This window comes from Streptomyces sp. NBC_01334 (assembly GCF_035983595.1).
Lineage (GTDB): Bacteria > Actinomycetota > Actinomycetes > Streptomycetales > Streptomycetaceae > Streptomyces > Streptomyces coriariae.
Genome location: NZ_CP130718.1, coordinates 5,285,508 through 5,302,104 on the forward strand (window position 1 = coordinate 5,285,508; position 16,597 = coordinate 5,302,104).

13 protein-coding genes are annotated in these 16,597 nt (G+C 71.1%); 6 read left to right on the top strand and 7 right to left on the bottom strand.

Translation table 11 applies throughout. The features are described from left to right. The first annotated feature begins 81 nt into the window (after positions 1 to 81). From OG736_RS23725 to OG736_RS23740, 4 genes are all read left to right on the top strand, one after another. Complete coding sequence (locus tag OG736_RS23725; protein ID WP_327184227.1) at positions 82 to 762, top strand: hypothetical protein; 681 nt, start codon at positions 82 to 84, stop codon at positions 760 to 762. Between the two features lie 6 nt (positions 763 to 768). Further along, on the top strand, positions 769 to 2,886 hold the full coding sequence (locus OG736_RS23730) for a peptidoglycan DD-metalloendopeptidase family protein (RefSeq protein WP_327184228.1): 2,118 nt from the start codon (positions 769 to 771) through the stop codon (positions 2,884 to 2,886). Further along, positions 2,883 to 4,328 (top strand): outer membrane protein assembly factor BamB family protein, encoded by a 1,446-nt coding sequence (locus OG736_RS23735; protein WP_327184229.1) that lies wholly within the window; start codon positions 2,883 to 2,885, stop codon positions 4,326 to 4,328. The genes OG736_RS23730 and OG736_RS23735 overlap by 4 nt, the downstream gene beginning before the upstream one ends. Positions 4,329 to 4,415: 87 nt before the next feature. Then, the gene (locus OG736_RS23740) at positions 4,416 to 6,146 is read left to right on the top strand and encodes a type IV secretory system conjugative DNA transfer family protein (protein WP_327184230.1); all 1,731 of its coding nucleotides are present in this window, start codon (positions 4,416 to 4,418) and stop codon (positions 6,144 to 6,146) included. A gap of 99 nt (positions 6,147 to 6,245) precedes the next feature. Here OG736_RS23740 and OG736_RS23745 read toward each other — a convergent pair whose 3' ends face one another. Together OG736_RS23745 and OG736_RS23750 are read right to left on the bottom strand one after the other, a co-directional pair. After that, entirely contained in the window at positions 6,246 to 7,526 is a 1,281-nt protein-coding gene (locus OG736_RS23745) for a hypothetical protein (protein ID WP_327184231.1), read from the bottom strand. A 270-nt stretch (positions 7,527 to 7,796) separates the two neighbouring features. Further along, positions 7,797 to 7,979, bottom strand: coding sequence for a hypothetical protein (locus OG736_RS23750; RefSeq protein ID WP_327184232.1), 183 nt, complete (start codon positions 7,977 to 7,979; stop codon positions 7,797 to 7,799). Positions 7,980 to 8,271: 292 nt separating this feature from the next. Here OG736_RS23750 and OG736_RS23755 point away from each other — a divergent pair, with 292 nt between their 5' ends. Further along, entirely contained in the window at positions 8,272 to 9,381 is a 1,110-nt protein-coding gene (locus tag OG736_RS23755; RefSeq protein WP_327184233.1) for a sugar ABC transporter substrate-binding protein, read from the top strand. A gap of 63 nt (positions 9,382 to 9,444) precedes the next feature. Here OG736_RS23755 and OG736_RS23760 read toward each other — a convergent pair whose 3' ends face one another. The 3 genes from OG736_RS23760 to OG736_RS23770 are packed head-to-tail and all read right to left on the bottom strand — an operon-like array spanning position 9,445 to position 12,784. Further along, on the bottom strand, positions 9,445 to 10,302 hold the full coding sequence (locus OG736_RS23760; RefSeq protein ID WP_327187695.1) for a transglutaminase family protein: 858 nt from the start codon (positions 10,300 to 10,302) through the stop codon (positions 9,445 to 9,447). Between the two features lie 5 nt (positions 10,303 to 10,307). Then, the gene (locus OG736_RS23765; protein WP_327184234.1) at positions 10,308 to 11,240 is read right to left on the bottom strand and encodes an alpha-E domain-containing protein; all 933 of its coding nucleotides are present in this window, start codon (positions 11,238 to 11,240) and stop codon (positions 10,308 to 10,310) included. Continuing rightward, positions 11,237 to 12,784 (bottom strand): circularly permuted type 2 ATP-grasp protein, encoded by a 1,548-nt coding sequence (locus OG736_RS23770; RefSeq protein WP_327184235.1) that lies wholly within the window; start codon positions 12,782 to 12,784, stop codon positions 11,237 to 11,239. The genes OG736_RS23765 and OG736_RS23770 overlap by 4 nt, the downstream gene beginning before the upstream one ends. Before the next feature lie 414 nt (positions 12,785 to 13,198). On the opposite strand from OG736_RS23770, the gene OG736_RS23775 reads away from it, so the two are divergent. Then, a complete protein-coding gene (locus OG736_RS23775; RefSeq protein WP_327184236.1) occupies positions 13,199 to 14,305 on the top strand; it encodes a helix-turn-helix transcriptional regulator in 1,107 nt (368 codons plus the stop codon). Here OG736_RS23775 and OG736_RS23780 read toward each other — a convergent pair. Together OG736_RS23780 and OG736_RS23785 are read right to left on the bottom strand one after the other, a co-directional pair. Beyond that, on the bottom strand, positions 14,202 to 15,260 hold the full coding sequence (locus tag OG736_RS23780; RefSeq protein ID WP_327184237.1) for a helix-turn-helix transcriptional regulator: 1,059 nt from the start codon (positions 15,258 to 15,260) through the stop codon (positions 14,202 to 14,204). The two genes, OG736_RS23775 and OG736_RS23780, sit on opposite strands and share 104 nt — an antisense overlap. Before the next feature lie 106 nt (positions 15,261 to 15,366). Beyond that, a complete protein-coding gene (locus tag OG736_RS23785; RefSeq protein WP_057601134.1) occupies positions 15,367 to 16,215 on the bottom strand; it encodes a helix-turn-helix domain-containing protein in 849 nt (282 codons plus the stop codon). Between the last annotated feature and the right edge of the window lie 382 nt (positions 16,216 to 16,597).

The window sequence follows — 16,597 nt, forward strand, 5'->3', positions numbered from 1 at the left end:
CCCCGACTCCCCGCTTCCGCCTCCCCCTACCGTGTCCCGGTCACCCGCCGTACCGGCTCAGCACAAGGGAGGCGCGGGAACGTGGACTTGCCTGCGGAGAACAAGCGCACGGGGCTCTTGGCCCTGGGGGTGCTCGGGTTTCTCCTGATCGCCGTGCTCACCGTGTTCACCGTCTTCGACGGAGACGACGAGGGCGACGGCGGTGACGCCAAGGACGGCTCCGCGGTGCCCACGGCCACCTCGGACGGCAGCGCCGCCGGCTCGGACGGGGAGGGAGCCGACGGCGACGGATCGCAGGGCACCGCGGTCGCCCCGATCGTCTCGGCCGCCGAAGCCGTGAAGGCGCACGCCGCCATGGTCCAGTACATGGCCGGTCTCACCACGTACGACCACGAGAGCAATGCCGCGACCTGGAGTGTTCCGCTGGTCCGGCTCACCACGAACGACGACCGGATGAAGGCCGCGACCTCGTTGCCGACCGGCAAGGAGTGGGCGACCTGCCAGGCCGAGCAGTGCTCCTCCAAGGGGGAGGCCGTCGTGGTGCGCGATGCCCTGGTCTCGGACGACCTGGTGCGTGACAGCGGCCGCTCGATGTCCACCCTGGTCAAGGTGACCGCCACGCACACCGCGGACGGGCAGACCACGACCGAGTCCAACGAGTGGCTGGTGACGGTCAAGGAGGACAGCGGCGAATGGCTCGTCTCCGGGTTCGACGTCTTCGGCCTCGGTGACGTGGGCGCGTCCGACGACTCGGGGGTGTGAGCCGGGATGGTTGCACCAGCGGTACTGGCCGCCGCCAGCAAGGCGGCGAAGGTCGCCAAGGCCGCGAAGGCGGCCAAGGCGGCGACCCAGCGCGGCGGCGGTCAGGGTGGCGGCGGCGACAAGAAGAACAACAAGTGGATGTGGATAGCCGGCGGTGTCGGCTGCCTGCCCATCGCCGGGGTCGGCACCCTCGTCCTGGTCCTTGTGGGAAGCATGATCGGCGGGGTGGGCGCCGGTGCCGCGGCCGCCTCCTGCGGCGACTACGCCGACAACGCCAACGCCGGCAACACCGGTGACGCCGCGGCCACCAACCCGGTCATGCCGGCCGGCAAGATGTACATGCCGAGCGAGACGGCGCGCAACGAGATACCGCCGAAGATGATCCTCGCCGCGATGCGCGCCGCCGCCCGCTACGACGGCCTCGACTGGACGCTCATCGCCGGGCAGATGTACCAGGAGACCAAGTACGGCCAGGACCCCTCGGCCGCGCCCGGCGGCAAGAACTCCCTCGGCTACATGGGCATCCTCCAGTTCGGCAAGCCGGCCTGGACGGACTACGGCGCCGACGGCAACGGCGACGGCACGAAGGACCTGTACAACATCGACGACGCGGCCTGGGCCGCCGCCAACTTCCTGCACGCCAAGAAGGCCGAGACCGCTCCCTTCAAGGCGCTCCAGATCTACTCCGGCTCCACGGCCGCCAACACGATCTACCCGCGGGTCGTCCTCACCCAGGCCGCGCGCTACCGCGGGGTGCTCACCGGCGACAAGGACCTCATCAAGCGCTGGTACGCGCATCTGAAGGAGACCATCGAGAAGAACCCCGGCTTCCCCACCCTCGGGAAGCAGTCGGACATTCCCGAACCGGTCGGCAACAACGCCCAGCCCGGCTCCGCGCTCAGCATCGTCGCGACCCCGGCCCGCTCCTGGTCGACGCCGGCGCTGGACGACGACAGCGGTGACGGCAGCACGACCGCGATGTCCCTGGCCGCGTACAGCAGCGACATCGGCGGCAACAGTGACAGCGGCAGCATCGGCGCCGGCTACGCGACGACCGTGTCGTTCCCCCTTGCCAAGGAGCCCACCACCGGCAAGGACTGGCAGTGGCCCATGAAGCAGGGCACGTACACCGTCGGCACCCCGTACCACCAGAACGGCCGTATGTGGAGCCTCGGTTACCACACCGGCCTCGACCTGGTGGCCACCAGCGGCACCCCGATCTACGCACCGGCCGACGGCAAGGTCGTCCACGCCGGTCCCGGCGGCTCGTACGGCAACATGACGAAGATCGAGCACGCGGGCGGGGTCATCACGCTCTACGGTCACCAGACCTCGATCAAGGTGTCCGTCGGGCAGACCGTCAAGCGCGGTCAGCAGATCGGCACGGTCGGCGCGACCGGCAACGTCACCGGACCCCACCTGCACTGGGAGGTCCTCGTTCCCGGTGTCGACAACCCGTTCGTGGGCGGCCAGGACAAGGGTCCGGGCATGGTCGACCCGGACGGGTGGATGAAGGGCAAGGTCACCGCCAACCCCGACTACGGGACCGTCCCGGGATCCGACGAGAGCAGCAGGGACGCGCAGTACGCCGACTGCGCCGAGGAGAACGGCGGCGCCGCGGTGGCCCCGGACGGCGCGGGCGCCTCCGGTGTCCTTCCCGACGCCGACGACCCGGTGATCCGCGCGGTCCTCGGCTGGGCGCAGCGCGGCATCGGGGTCCCGTACGTGTTCGGCGCCCCGCGGCTCCAGGGCGAGAACCCCACCAGCTTCGACTGCTCCAGCTTCACGCAGTGGGCGTACTACATGGCCAGCGCCGGGAAGATCAACATCGGTACGACGACCTACACGCAGGAGCCCTACCTCAAGAAGTACGAGGTGTCGCTGTCCGAGGCGCAGCCCGGCGACGTCATCTTCTTCCGGCCGGAGGCGGGCCACTCGGGCCATGTGGGCCTGGTCTGGGACCCCAAGGGCCACAAGATCATCCACGCCCCGCGCCCGGGCAAGTCCGTCGAGTTCAGCAACTGGGACTACCAGGACACGATCACCGGCGTCTACCGCGTGCCGATCCCCCAGGGCACGAACGCGGTCGAGGGCGACGGCACAGACAGCGGAACAGGAGCATGAACCAACAGATGAGGCGTCACCTTCTTCCCCTCACCGGGGCCCTGGTGTCACTGGGGCTGGTCGCGGGCTGCGGCGGGGGCGACGACACGGGGAAGGGCGGCGCGACGGACGGGAAGGCGACGCCCAAGGCCTCCGCGTCCGTCGCCCGGGGCCCCGCGTACGAGGGCGCCGCACTGCCCGGCCTGGCCCGGAAGCCCGTGTGGAGCCTGACCGCGGACGGTGTCTCGGGATGCCCCGGCGACCCGGTCGCGCGGGCCACGAGCAGGGCCGTCGGAGACCACTCGCAGACCTGCGTCCTCGGTGACGCCGTCGTCCTCACCGAGGACGCGACGACGTACCCCGACAGCACCGGCGGCACTCCGGAGGAGTACCTCTTCCGGGCCCGCCTCCTCGACGCGGCCACCGGCCGGGAACGCAAGTCGGTCGAGGTCACGATCCCCGCCGACGGCTGGTCGAGCGACCGGGATCCGGCGCCCGCCGAGTTCTTCACCATCGGCCAGTGGAAGGACGGCACACCCGCCCTCCTGGCCGTCGACGGCGACGTGACCGCGGCGAGCGGCCTGAAGAAGGAGTCGGTCCGGACGACGTACACCATGTACGCCCCCTCCGGCGAGAAGCTGGGCAGCTCGGCCTACGACGGCGAGGACGGCACCGACCACACCGTCGAGGCCGGCCATGTACGGCTGAAGGAGGGCAACGACAGCGGCTCCTACGCCCCGCTCGGCGGCGGAGCCACCGTCGAGGTCCAGGACCGGTGGGAGGACCAGGCGCCGATCGGCACGGGCTTCGGCTACCGGGTGGCGACGTCCCTCGCCGAGTTCTACGTCAGCGGCGACCGGCTCCAGGTCTCCGACCGGCTCACCGGCAAGGAGCTGTGGGACACGGAGGGCGTCACCCTGCCCGCCGCCGTGGCGGCGCAGACCCCGGACGGCGACCGGGCGGCCGCCTCCCTCTTCCCGCTCTCCGGGGACAAGGGCCTGCTCGCCTGGGGCCTGAAGGACGACACGTACGACGCGCTCCTGACGGTGGTCGACCTCAGAACGGGGCGCACCCTCGTGGAAGGCCCCAAGACCTTCCTCGACCCCAACGACGCGCACGAGCCGGTCGTCGTCCTCTCCGCGGACGGAAAGAGCGTCGTCACCCAGTTCGGCGGAGGCGCGGTCGCCTGGGACGCGGAGACGGGCGACGAGCTCTGGCGTCAGGAGGCGGACGAGCAGGACATCGAGCCGGTGGCACTGCCGACCGGCGACGTCCTGTACGCGTCCGTCAGCGACCTGGGGCTGGCGGCGCTCGACATGCGCACCAAGAAGGTGCTGGCCTCCGGCCTGGAGCCCGGTTCCTCGCTGAACGACGACGTCGACGTCCTGGAGCGCACGTCCGACGGCCACGCCCTGCTGGCGACGAGCGAGGGTGTCTTCGTCTTCGCTCCGGAGAAGGCCTGACCCCGGCCCTCCCGGCCACCGCCTCCCAGCACCCCCACCCCCCAGACAACTCAGCAAGTCCACAGTCCAGAAAGGACGGACCCGCGGGTGACCGCAGAACAGCAGAAGAAACCCCGCGCCGAGGACGACTGGACCTTCGAGATCGTCATCGCCGTCGCGGTCGTGCTCCTCGTCGGGGCCGGTGCCTGGCTGGCGGCGAAGGTCGGGGCCGGGTATGCCGACGAGCCGGCGCCGCCCGCCAACCCGCTGACGTTCCTCGTCGAGGTGATCAAGGGCGACTACAGCTGGCCGGGCTCGGCGGCCAGTGCCGTCGCGGCCGGTGAGGCGGTGGTGGTCGGGATCCTCGGCCTGGCCGCCTACCGGGTGCGGGAGCGGTTCAGGAACAAGCCCAAGGTGGACGGCGCCGCCCAGCACCTCGCGAAGGGCGAGGAGCTCGGCAAGCTGACCATGAAGGGCGCGGCCGCCACCGCCGAGCGCCTCGGCGTGCAGTCGAGCACGCCCGGCGTGTTCATCGGACGGTCCGTCAAGGGGCGTCAGCCGCTGTACGGGTCGTACGAGGACATGCACGTCGACATCTGGGGCCCGCGGACCGGTAAGACGACCCGGCGCGCCATTCCCGCCATCCTGGACGGGCCCGGCGCCGTCCTCGTCACCTCCAACAAGCGCGACATCGTGGACGCGACCCGGGGTCCGCGGACCGCGCGCGGCCCGGTGTGGGTGTTCGACCCGCAGCAGGTCGCGCAGGAGGAGCCGAGCTGGTGGTGGAACCCGCTGTCGTACGTCACCGACGTGGCCAAGGCCCGCAAGATGGCCGACCACTTCGCCAGCGGTTCGCGGGACGCCAACGCCTCCACCGACGCCTTCTTCGACCCGGCCGGCCAGGACCTGCTCGCCAACCTGCTGCTGGCCGCCGCCTGCGCCAAGGCGCCGATCACCCAGATCTACACCTGGCTGTCCAACCCCAAGGACGACGCTCCGGAGCGGATCCTGCGCGGCGCCGGACACGCCATGTCCGCGGACGGGCTGGCCGGCGTGATCAACGCCCCCGACAAGCAGCGCAGCGGCATCTACGGTGTCGCCCAGCAGATGGCGTCCTGCCTGGTCAATCCCGAGGTCAACCGGTGGGTCACGCCCCCGGCCGACGAGTACGCGGGCGAGTTCGACCCGCACGCGTTCGTCCGCACCGGCGGCACCCTGTACTCGCTGAGCCGGGAGGGGCGCGACTCCGCCGGGCCGCTGGTGACCGCGCTGACCGTGGCCGTCGTCGAGGCGGCCGAGGAGTACGCCACCACCCAGCGTGGCGGCCGACTCCCGCTGCCCCTCGTCGGCGTCCTCGACGAGGCGGCCAACGTGTGCCGCTGGCGGACCCTGCCCGACCTGTACTCGCACTACGGCTCGCGCGGGATCATCCTGATGACGATCCTCCAGTCCTGGGCGCAGGGCATCGAGGTGTGGGGCGAGCGCGGCATGGAGAAGCTGTGGTCCGCCGCGAACGTGCGCGTCTACGGCGGTGGCGTCTCGGACACCCGCTTCCTGGGCGACCTGAGCGAGCTGGCCGGCGAGTACGAGCTGCGTGAGTACCAGACCAGCCGTGAGTCGGAGTTCGGTGGCTGGTCCGGCAACCGCGCGATCAGCGAGTCCACGCGCCGCGAACGCGTCCTCCAGGTCTCCGACCTCGGCGCGATGCCGCCCGGCCGGGCCCTCGTCCTCGCCTCCGGCACCAAGCCGGTGCTGGTCGAGACGGTCCCGTGGTGGGAGGGCGCGTACGCCGCCGAGGTCCAGGCCTCGCTGAAGAAGTACGACCCCGGGGCGCGCTGAGCCGACGGCGGCACCGAGGACAGGGGAGGGGCCCGGAGGCAGTCGCCTCCGGGCCCCTCCCCTGTCCGTCGTCCTCGTCCTCGTGTCGTCCGTCGGGGATCAGACGCGCGCGGACCGCCGGCGACGCGTGCCGAACCAGGCCGCCGCACCGCCGACGGCCAGCAGGGCGGCCGCGAGAGCGCCGTAGAGGGCACCGCCGTCCGAACCGGTGGCGGCGAGCGAACCGGTGGTGCTCGTGGTGTTGGTGGTGCCGCCGGTCGTGCCGCCCGTGGTGGTGGCCGCGGAGGCGGACGCCGACGGAGAGGCCGAGGCGGACGCGGAGGCGGAGGCGGACGCCGACGGCGTCGTGGACGGCGTACCGCTCGGCGGGGTGACCAGGGTCGGGCCGGCCTTCACCTTGGTCTGGGCGCCGTTGAACCCCCAGGAGTCGGCCATGGAGAACAGCGCCTCCAGCGGGACGACGGTGTCCTTCTTGATGTCGCTCTTCTTCCCCAGGGAGAGGTACAGCTTGATGCTCTCGGTGCCCTTGGAGGAGCCGAAGCCCTTGGATATGGCGGGGAGTTCCCACTCGCTGTCGTTGGACTCCTCCAGCTTGACGATCTTGCCGTCGACCTCGGCCTCCAGGACGAAGTCGGGGTGGCCCGCGCCCTCACGGAACTGCTGGGCCGACACGGTGCGCTGAAGCTCGGCGGGGAACTCGCCGGGGCCGGTGGCCGTGGCGTTCAGCACCAGCTCGGCACGCTGGCCGGGCCGCGCGACGGCGCCCGTCTTCTGCTCCCACGCCACGTTCAGCTTGCCGGGCGTGATCGCCGGGTCGGTCTTGAAGACCTGGGTGTTGCGGGACGGGTCGTCGTCGGTGTCGCCGATCAGCCGCCCGGCGGTGAGGGTGAAGTCACCGTCGTTGGTGGGGTAGGAGGCGCCGAGGCCGACCGTGACCTTCCAGGTGTACTCGGTCTTCGCCGGGATGGAGAAGGTGGACGCCGCGTTCCCGGTGGCCGGGAAGAACAGCCCCTGGAAGGAGCCGTCCTGCCGCCCGATCGCCGACTTGGTCGCGGGCGCGTCGACCGCGGTCACGTCGAAGACGATGGAGTCCTTCAGCACCGGGCTCGGACCGTCCGGCGTGCCCGGCAGCCAGGCCGAGAAGTCCTGTGCCTTGTCGGAGGAGTTGGCGACCGTGAGGATCATCGACTCCGTCGCCCCGCCGCGCTTGAGCGGGCCGGTGGGGGCGGGCGCGCCCAGCGTCATCTTCAGCGCGTGTCCGCCCGCCTTGTCGGCGGCGACAGCGGTGGCCGGGACGAAGGCGGCGCCGGCGACTGCGGTGACGACGGCGGTCGCGGCCACGGTGCGGATGCGGCGGGCGGCGACGGAACCAGCGGACATGATGAATCCCCCCAAGGAATCGATCAGCAAGGGCACGCCGTGACGACGGCGGCGAAGGCACGAGCGAGAAGCGCGACGAGCGAGAGCTGCGACGAACGAGAAGCACGACGAACGAGAAGCACGACGAACGAGAAGCACAGCGAGAAGCGCGACGAGAAGGCAGACAAGGGAACCGGAAGAGTGACCGCCCGCCGGTACTGCTTGTCCCCCCGGCGGCTCGCGGTGCACTCATCTTCACCCGGATTCCACAGGTGATCAATCGTCGCTCCGTCACCACTTCGCAACAGCGCCGGAAGCGACAATTCCGCTGGTCACGGGCCTGTATCCGGGGGGCACGCTCCGCTCCGCCGTGCCCTGCGGAGGCAGTTGTCCTCGGGCGGCGGCGACGGCGGAGGTGAGGAGGTCGCCGGTCGTGGTCAGGGCGACGGCCGTGGCGAGTCTGGCGGGATTCACGCGTTCCTCGGGTCGGAAGGAAGGCTGTCGTGATCGTGACCCGCGACGAACGGCCTTGGTTGTGCGACTTTTTGCCCACGCGTTGGCTGGTTCTCTGTCCAGGTCTTTTCAACGTCTCCGCGTGCTCTCCATGCGTCTTCACCCGCTGAGCGGAGTGTGATGTTGCTACTTCGTTAAGTAGTTCCGCTTGACGCCGACGGCCGCCGCCGCGTTGTCTTTTCAGACACCTGGGTCTACATGTGACACCCATGTGTCCGGAATCGCACCGAACGCACCTGAAGTGAGCCCCCGAATGCGTCGTATCGCCATAGCTGTGGTCGCCTCCACGATGTCCCTGTCGCTCGCCGGGTGCGGAATGCTGGGGGCGTCGGAGAACAGCAGCAGCGCGACACCGACCCGGAGCAACGACGTCACGGTGGGCGTGCTGATGCCGGAGGAGACCAACACCCGGTACGCGGACTTCGACTACCCCATCATCAAGAAGAAGGTCGCCGAGCTCACCGAGAACAAGGGCAGGACCGAGTACGCGAACGCCGCCGGGGAAGCCAAGACGCAGCTCACCCAGATGCAGAAGATGATCGACGAGAAGGTCGACGTCATCCTGCTGGACGCCGTCGACTCGAAGTCGATCGCCACGATGGTGCAGAAGGCCAAGGACGCGAGCATCCCCGTCATCGCCTACGACCGCCTGGCCCAGGGACCGATCGACGGGTACGTCTCCTTCGACAACGAGCTCGTCGGCGAGGTGCAGGGCCGCACCCTCGCGGAGGCCATCCCCAACCTCCAGGCCAGCGACAAGATCGTCATGGTGAACGGCTCGCCCACCGACCCGAACGCCGGGCAGTTCAAGGCGGGCGCGCTCAACGAGCTCAACGGCCGGGTCACGGTGGCGAAGTCGTACGACACCGACAAGTGGAGCCCCGAGGTCGCCGAGGCCAACATGACGAAGGCGATCGAGGCGCTGGGCGTGTCCAACATCGCCGGCGTCTACTCCGCCAACGACGCCATGGCCGGCGGCATCATCAAGGCCCTCAAGGCCGCGGGCGTCAGCTCCGGCGACCTGCCCCCGATCACCGGCCAGGACGCGGAGCTGGCGGCCGTGCAGCGCATCATCAGCGGCGAGCAGTTCATGAGCGTCTACAAGCCGTACCCCAACGAGGCCGAGGCCGCCGCCGAGGCCGCCGTCGCCAAGGTCCAGGGCCGCGACATCCAGTTCGACGCCCTCACCCGCGACCGGGTCGACAGCCCGACGAACAAGGACATCCCGGCCAAGCTGGTGACCGTGGTCGCGCTGACGAAGAGCAACATCAAGTCGACCATCGTCGCCGACGGCATCTACAAGGTCTCCGAGATCTGCACCGCCAAGTACAAGGCCGCCTGCCAGGCTCTCGACCTGCTCTGATCCGAGCCACGGACTCCGGGCGGGCCGAGCGCCCGCCCGGACCGCATCCGCCCGGACCGCCGCTCACGCCACCCGGGTGAACTCCACCGTGACCTCCGGCGGCCCGCCGGCGACACCCCGGTAGATGCCCTTGTGCGGGGTGACGTCGTCGTAGTCGCGACCCCGGCCGACCACGACGTGGGACTCGTCGGGCCGGGTCCGGTTCGTCGGGTCGTAGCCGTGCCAGTCGCCGGCCCAGTACTCGACCCAGGCGTGGCTCTGCCCGGCCACCGGGCGGTGCAGCTCCGCGTCCCGCTCGGGGTGGAGGTAGCCGGAGACGTACCGGGTGGGCAGGCCCAGGCCGCGCAGCAGCGCGATCGTGACATGGGCGATGTCCTGGCAGACCCCGGCGCCCTGGTCCCAGGCCTCGGCGGCCGAGGTGTTCACGCCGGTGACGCCGGGCAGGTAGGACACCTGGTCCGCGACCAGCGCCGACACGGCCACCGCCGTCCCGTGCGGGTCCAGGCCCATGGCCGCCTTCCTCGCCTTCTTCACCAGCTTCGGCGGGACCGTCGTACGGGCCGTGGGGCCGGCGAACTCCAGCAGACGGGAGCCGGCCGCGCGTGCGGCGATCTCCGGCCACCCCGGGGCCGGCGGCAGCGCGCCCGGCGGGGCCGTCTCCACCAGGCTGGACGCCGTGATGGTGAGGTCCGCGTGCGGGTCCATCAGCTCGAAGGCGGTGACCTGGGTGCCCCAGTAGTCCCAGTACGACCAGGTGCCGGCCGCCGGGCGGACGGTCACCCGGGAGTCCAGCGTCGTCTGGCCCGGCAGGGTGAGGGGGGTCATCCGGACCTCGTTGTGCGAGAGGACGGCGGCCTGCGTGTAGGAGACACGGGTCGTGTGCCGGATGCGGAGTCTGCGGGTGGTGGCCGCGGTGGTCATCGTGCTCACGCTCCTTCCTGGGCCCACACGACGGGCCCCTGGTACGGGTAGAACCGCTCCGCCACCGCCTCCGCCGACGCCATACAGGCGGACTGCAAGTCGCCGAGGAGCAGTGGCAGTTGTTCCTCCAGGGCGGGCGAGTCGAGGTACTCGAGGCGGGTGCGCAGCCGGCCGATGGGACGGCGGGCCGGGTCCTGCCGGGGGCGGCCGAGCGCACTCAGGCACTCCTCGGCCGTCGTCAGCGCGTGCAGCGCCGAACGCGGGAAGTCCCGGTCCAGGAGCAGGAATTCGGCCACTCTCGGGGTGTCGCCGAAACCGCCGTACACGCGCGCGTACGCCTCGTCGGCGCCGGAGGCGCTCAGCAGGGTCGGCCAGTCGGGCGCGTGGGCGGCGTCCAGGACGCGCACCGACAGCAGCCGCACGGTCATGTCCACCCGCTCCAGGCTCCGGCCCAGGACGACGAACCGCCAGCTGTCGTCGCGGCTCATCGTGGAGTCGGCGAGCCCGAAGAAGAGGGCCGCGCGGCTGCGGACGAGCTCCAGATAGCCGTAGGGGCCCGTACGGGAGGCCGCGCGGCGCTGGTCGGCGAGGGCGTGCCAGGTGGCGTTCAGGCACTCCCACATCGCCGAGGAGACGGCCTCGCGGGCGCTGCGCGCGTTCAGCCGGGCGGCGCCCAGCGCGCCCTCGATGGCGCAGGTGGAGCGGGAGTCGAAGGCCAGCTGGTCCAGGACCTGCCGCATGTCGACCGTGTCGGGGCCCGCGTCGACGCCCAGGATCGCGTACAGCGACCGGCAGGCCGCGTCCTCGTCGCGCCAGGGGTCCTCCAGCATGCGGTGGAGGTAGGCGTCGAGGATGCGCGCGGTCGCGTCGGCCCGTTCGACGTAGCGGCCGGTCCAGGTCAGCGCTTCCGCTATGCGGGAGAGGATCACGTCGTTCACTGCTGCTGCGCCCCTTCCTGTACGGCGGTGGGGACCCCGTCCGGGCCCAGCTGGCGGGGTGCGACGGCCGGGGGCGCGTCGTCGGCCGGCAGGGCGGCCGGGCCCTCCGCCGGGCCCTCGGCGAGCACCCAGGTGTCCTTGGAGCCGCCGCCCTGGCTGGAGTTGACGATCAGGTTGCCCTCCTGCAGGGCCACGCGCGTGAGTCCGCCGGGCAGCACCCAGACGTCGGTGCCGTCGTTGACGGCGAACGGCCGCAGGTCGATGTGGCGCGGTGCCATGCGGTCGCCCGCGAGGGTGGGGGAGGTGGACAGGGCCACGGGCCGCTGGGCGATGAAGCCGCGCGGGTCGGCGGCGACGGCCTTCCGCGTCTTCGCCAGGGTCTTGGCGTCGGCCTTCGGGCCGATGACGATGCCCTGCCCGCCGGCGCCGTCCACGGGCTTGACGACCAGCCGGTCGAGCTGGTCGAGGACGGCGTCGAGCTGCCCGGGTTCGTCGGGGCGGTACGACTCCACGTTGGGGAGGACCGGTTCCTCGCCGAGGTAGTACCGGATGAGGTCCGGGACGTACGTGTACAGCAGCTTGTCGTCCGCGATGCCGTTGCCGACGGCGTTGGCGAGGGTCACCTTTCCGGCCAGGGCCGCGGTCATGATGCCGGGGCAGCCGATCACCGAGTCGGGGCGGAAGTGGAGCGGGTCGAGGAAGTCGTCGTCGAGCCGCCGGTAGACGACATGGACCGGGACCTCGCCCTTGGTGGTCCGCATCCACACCCGGTGGTTGCGGCACAGGAGGTCGTGGCCCTCGACCAGCTGCACGCCCATCAGCCTGGCCAGCAGGGCGTGTTCGAAGTAGGCGGCGTTGCTGGGGCCGGGGGTGAGGACGACGACCCGCGGGTCCGCGGTCCCCTCGGGCGCGGCGGCCCGCAGGGCGGCGAGCAGCCGCGCGGGATAGCCGTCCACCGGCACGACGTGCTGCCCGTCGAAGAGCGAGGGGAACACCCGGGTCATCGCCCGCCGGTTCTCGATGACGTACGACACCCCGCTGGGGACCCGCACGTTGTCCTCGAGCACCCGGAAGTCCCCCGCCTCGTCCCGGACGAGGTCGATGCCGGCGACGTGGATGCGTACCCCGCCGGGTGGTTCGACGCCGTGGGCGGCGCGGTGGAAGTGCGGGGAGCCCAGCAGCAGCCGCCAGGGGACGACACCGTCCTCGAAGGCGCGGCAGGGCCCGTAGGCGTCGGCGAGATAGGCCTCCAGGGCTCTGACCCGCTGGGCGACCCCTCTTTGTACGAAATCCCATTCCAGCGCGTCGAGGATCCTCGGCACCAGGTCCAGCGGCCAGGGCCGCTCCTCGCCCGCGAAGGCGTAGGTCACCCCGCGGTCGGTGAAGGCGCGGGCCATCTGGTCGGCCCTGAAGCGCAGTTCACCCGGTTCGATGGGTTGTAGTGCGGCCAGCACCGGCTCATAGGCGGTCCTGACCTCACCCGGCCGCTCGAACATCTCGTCCCACGCGTCGGCCAGCGCGTACGCGTCAAATATGTCCGCCATGGGCCGACGTTAAGTGGGTTACGTGACACGGCGATCACTCCGGCATTTCCGGGAGTGCACGGGTGCTCGGTGTGTCTGCGGGGCACTGCGGGTGTGGTGGCCCGTGGCCTGGGCCCGGCCGGACTCCCCCGTGGTCCGGCCGGGTTGGCTGTGCCCTCCCCCGGGCTGTGCCCTCCCCCGCTGTGCCCTCCCCCGAGTGGGGAGCACCCGGGGGCAAGCGGAACCCACCATGCCTTGTCGCGAGCGCCCTGCACCACCGTCAGCTTGTTGCAGTGCGAGGGGAGGAGGCCGGGAGAAACAGGAACAGAACGGTGGTTTTCCCAGGCGTCGGCCGGGGCAGCCGTGTTGCGGAGCTGGTCCGGGCCGCGCATAGTTGCGCTCCGGAAGAGGCGTACGGCGGGGGTGGGATGGGCGATGGCCGGGCACGGGACGGAGGAGCATCCACACGGTGCCGACCGACTGTGCGAGGCCGGGGATCGCGTGTATTCCCGGGCCGTGCGGCGCGGTCGGGTGGCGCGGACCGACGCCGAGCCGGTGCCGTGCCTCCTGGAACTCGCCCTGCTGCACCCGGACCCCGACGACATGGACTGGCTGGTGCCGACCTCCCCGCAGGAGGTCATGACCCGGCTGCTGCGCGGTCTGTACGACGAGGTGAGCGCGAGCGGGCGCCGGATGGGCTCGGCGGTCGCCGCCTTCGAGTGGTACGCGGGCCTGGGCGGTCCCGCGCGGGGCGGGTCGGCCGGCGAGGGCGCGGCGATCCGGGTCCTGGACGGCGCCTCCCGCATCCAGGCCGCCCTGGACGCGGCGACCGTGGCGTGCACGACCGAGGTCCTCACCGTGCAGCCCGGCGGCATCCGGCGTGAGCACGAGTTGTCGGAGGGCCTGCACCGGGCGCTGGAGCTGCGCGGCCGGGGTGTGCGCATGCGGGACATCTACAACCACGTCGCCCGGCACGGCCAGGGCCTGCTCACCTACCTGGAGCTGATGGGCGACGCGGTGGAGGCCCGCACGCTGGACGAGGTCATCGACCGGCTGATCCTCTTCGACCGCACGGTCGCCTTCATCCCGGCGAACACCGACCGCACGATGGCCCTGGAGCTGCGCCACCCGGCCCTGGTCTCCTACCTGGTGACGGTCTTCGAGCGGCTGTGGCGGCTGGCGATCCCGCTCACCGCGCCCCTGCCCGAGACCCGGATCGAGGGCATCTCCCACCGGGAGCAGTCCATCGCCGCACTGCTGGCGGAGGGGCATCAGGACGCGGTGATCGCCGAGCGCCTGGGCATCAGCGTCCGCACCTGCCGTGCGCACATCGCCCGGCTCTCGGAGACCCTGGGCGCGGCCAGCCGGACCCAGCTGGGGGTGCGGATCGCGCAGGTCGGCCTCGACCGGCCGTCCGGGGAGGCGGAGCCGCCGTCGGTCAGTCTTCCGGCGCCGGGGGGCGGTCCGGACCCGGCCGCGGCTCCTGCTCCTGCGCCCGGTCCCGGTTCTGTTCCCGGTCAAGGATCCCCGACTGCCCGATGAGGTAGCCGAGTTGGGCGCGGCTCTCGCTGCCGAGGGTGGTGGCGAGTTTGGCGATGTGGACGCGTGCGGTCCGGATGTTCATGCCGAGGCGGTCGGCGATGACGGCGTCGGTGTGCCCTTCGACGAGGAGGGCGGCGATGGCCTGCTGTCGGGGGGTGACGCCGTTGAGGGACGGGCGGTGCACCGCCTGCGGGTACATCGGGGTGGCCAGCCGCCAGAGGCGGTCGAAGGTGATGGTGAAGTACGTGAGGAGGGCGGGGTGGCGGACCTCCAGGGCCAGTCGGCCGTCCTCGCCGGCGGGGATGAAGGCGACCTTGCCGTCGATGACGATCAGGCGGTCGGTGACCTCGTCGAGGGTCCGGGCCGCCACGTCGCCCCGGAGCTGCTCGTAGCGGGCCAGGACGAGGGGCTGGTGGCGCTGGGTGTGCTGGTAGAGGGTGCGGATGCGGCAGCCGCGGTCGAGCAGGGCCTGGTCGCGAGCCATGGCCACGGTCTGGGCCGTCTCGCCGCGCGGCCCGCTGTAGTGGACGTTGGGCTGGATGCAGAGCAGTTCGTCCGTCGCCTCGGCCGTCGCCTCGGTGATGGCCCCGTTGATCTGTTCCGTGCCGCTGAGGAGCCGCAGGGAGGCGGGATCGGCGGCGGCGGTGCGGCTGCCGGTGATCCGCATCAGGGGTTCGAAGAGGGTCGCCAGTCGTTCCTCGCGGCGCCGTTCGTCGGCGATGCGGGTGCCCGAGGCGCGCAGCAGCCGGTGCAGGGCCAGGGCCGGGGAGACGGGTTCGAGCTGGTCGGGGTCGTCCACGACCGGGTGCAGCAGGCCGAAGGACAGCAGACAGGGGGCCGCCGTCTCGGTCTCCTCGGTCTTGATCCGTCCGTCGCGCAGGGCCGCCTCGTAGAGGTTCGTGCCGGCGGCGCACAGGTTCTCCACGCCGTGGTGGGCGTGCGGCGGCGCGTTCACTGCGAGTCTCTCTCCTGTTCGAGGACGGCTGGTGGTGGGCGGTGGACAGCCGGGCGGAGCGCGGGCGTGCCGGTCCCGGTTCTCGGTTCCGGGCCCGCCCGCACGGTCAGGGTTCCTGTTTGAGGATCCCCGACTGGGCTATGAGGAAGCCGAGTTGGGCGCGGCTGCCGCTGCCCAGAGCCGTGGCGAGTTTCGCTATGTGGGCTCGGCAGGTGCGGACGTTCATGCCCAGACGGCGGGCTATGGCCTCGTCGACATGCCCCTCGACGAGGAGCTTGGCGATGGAGTGCTGGATGTCCGTGATGCCGTCGGGGGCGGTCTCGTAGGGGGCGCCGGTGGCCAGCGGGACCGCGCGGCCCCACATGAACTCGAAGACCTTGATCAGGTAGCGGACGAGCCCCGGGTGCCGGAGCTCGAGGGCGACCTGTCCGTCGTCCCGGGTGGGGATGAAGGCGACGGTCTCGTCGCAGATGATCAGCCGCTCCACGAGTTCGTCGATGGTGCGGTACTCCACCTTGCCGTCGGTGAACTGGGAGACGTAGGCCAGCGTCTCGGGGCTGTACCGGGCCGTGTGCTGGTAGAGGGTCCGGATCCGGCAGCCGCGTTCGATCAGCGGTCTGTCGCGCTCGAGGCCCTGTACGAGGGTGTGTTCGAGGCGCCGGCGGCTCGGCTGGACGGTGAGCATCTCGGTCTGGCACTGGGAGGTGGCCAGATCGAGTGCCGCGTTGATCCGGTCGATGCCCTCCAGCACCGTGATCGAGTGCGTGGTCGGCGTCGGCTGGGCGCTGAGGGTCATGAACGGCTCGAAAGCGTCGGCGAGTTCGACCGACAGCCGTCTGCGCTGGGTGATCTCGCGCTCGATCGGGTTGAGCAGCTGGGACAGGGCGATCGACGGGGGCACCGGACGTAGCCAGTTCGCGTCGTCGGGGTCCGCATGAAGCAGGGCGAACTCCATCAAACACGGAGCAGGCTCCACGTCGGCACGGGCTATGCGGCCCGTCCGAAGAGCGTTCCCATAGAGACGGCGACCTTCCTCGCACAGCTCAGTCGACGCATGAGGATGTGTCTGCTTTGTCTCATTTTTCGTCAAATCTCCACCCCCCAGGGTCCTGAACGTGCAGGAACATGATGCATCGATTGTGTGGCCATGACGTGCCCGAATGGGCCATCGTCGTAGTGGACGGGGGAGAGGTGACCTTCAAATGAGGACGAAGCCGACTATGCATAAGAGAATGCTTCGCTCGGCGCTTGCCGCCGCCTTCTCCGCCGCCTTGGCCTTCGGGGCGCTGAGTGGCCTTGCGGGGACGACGGGTGACACGGCGCGCGACAGTACCTGG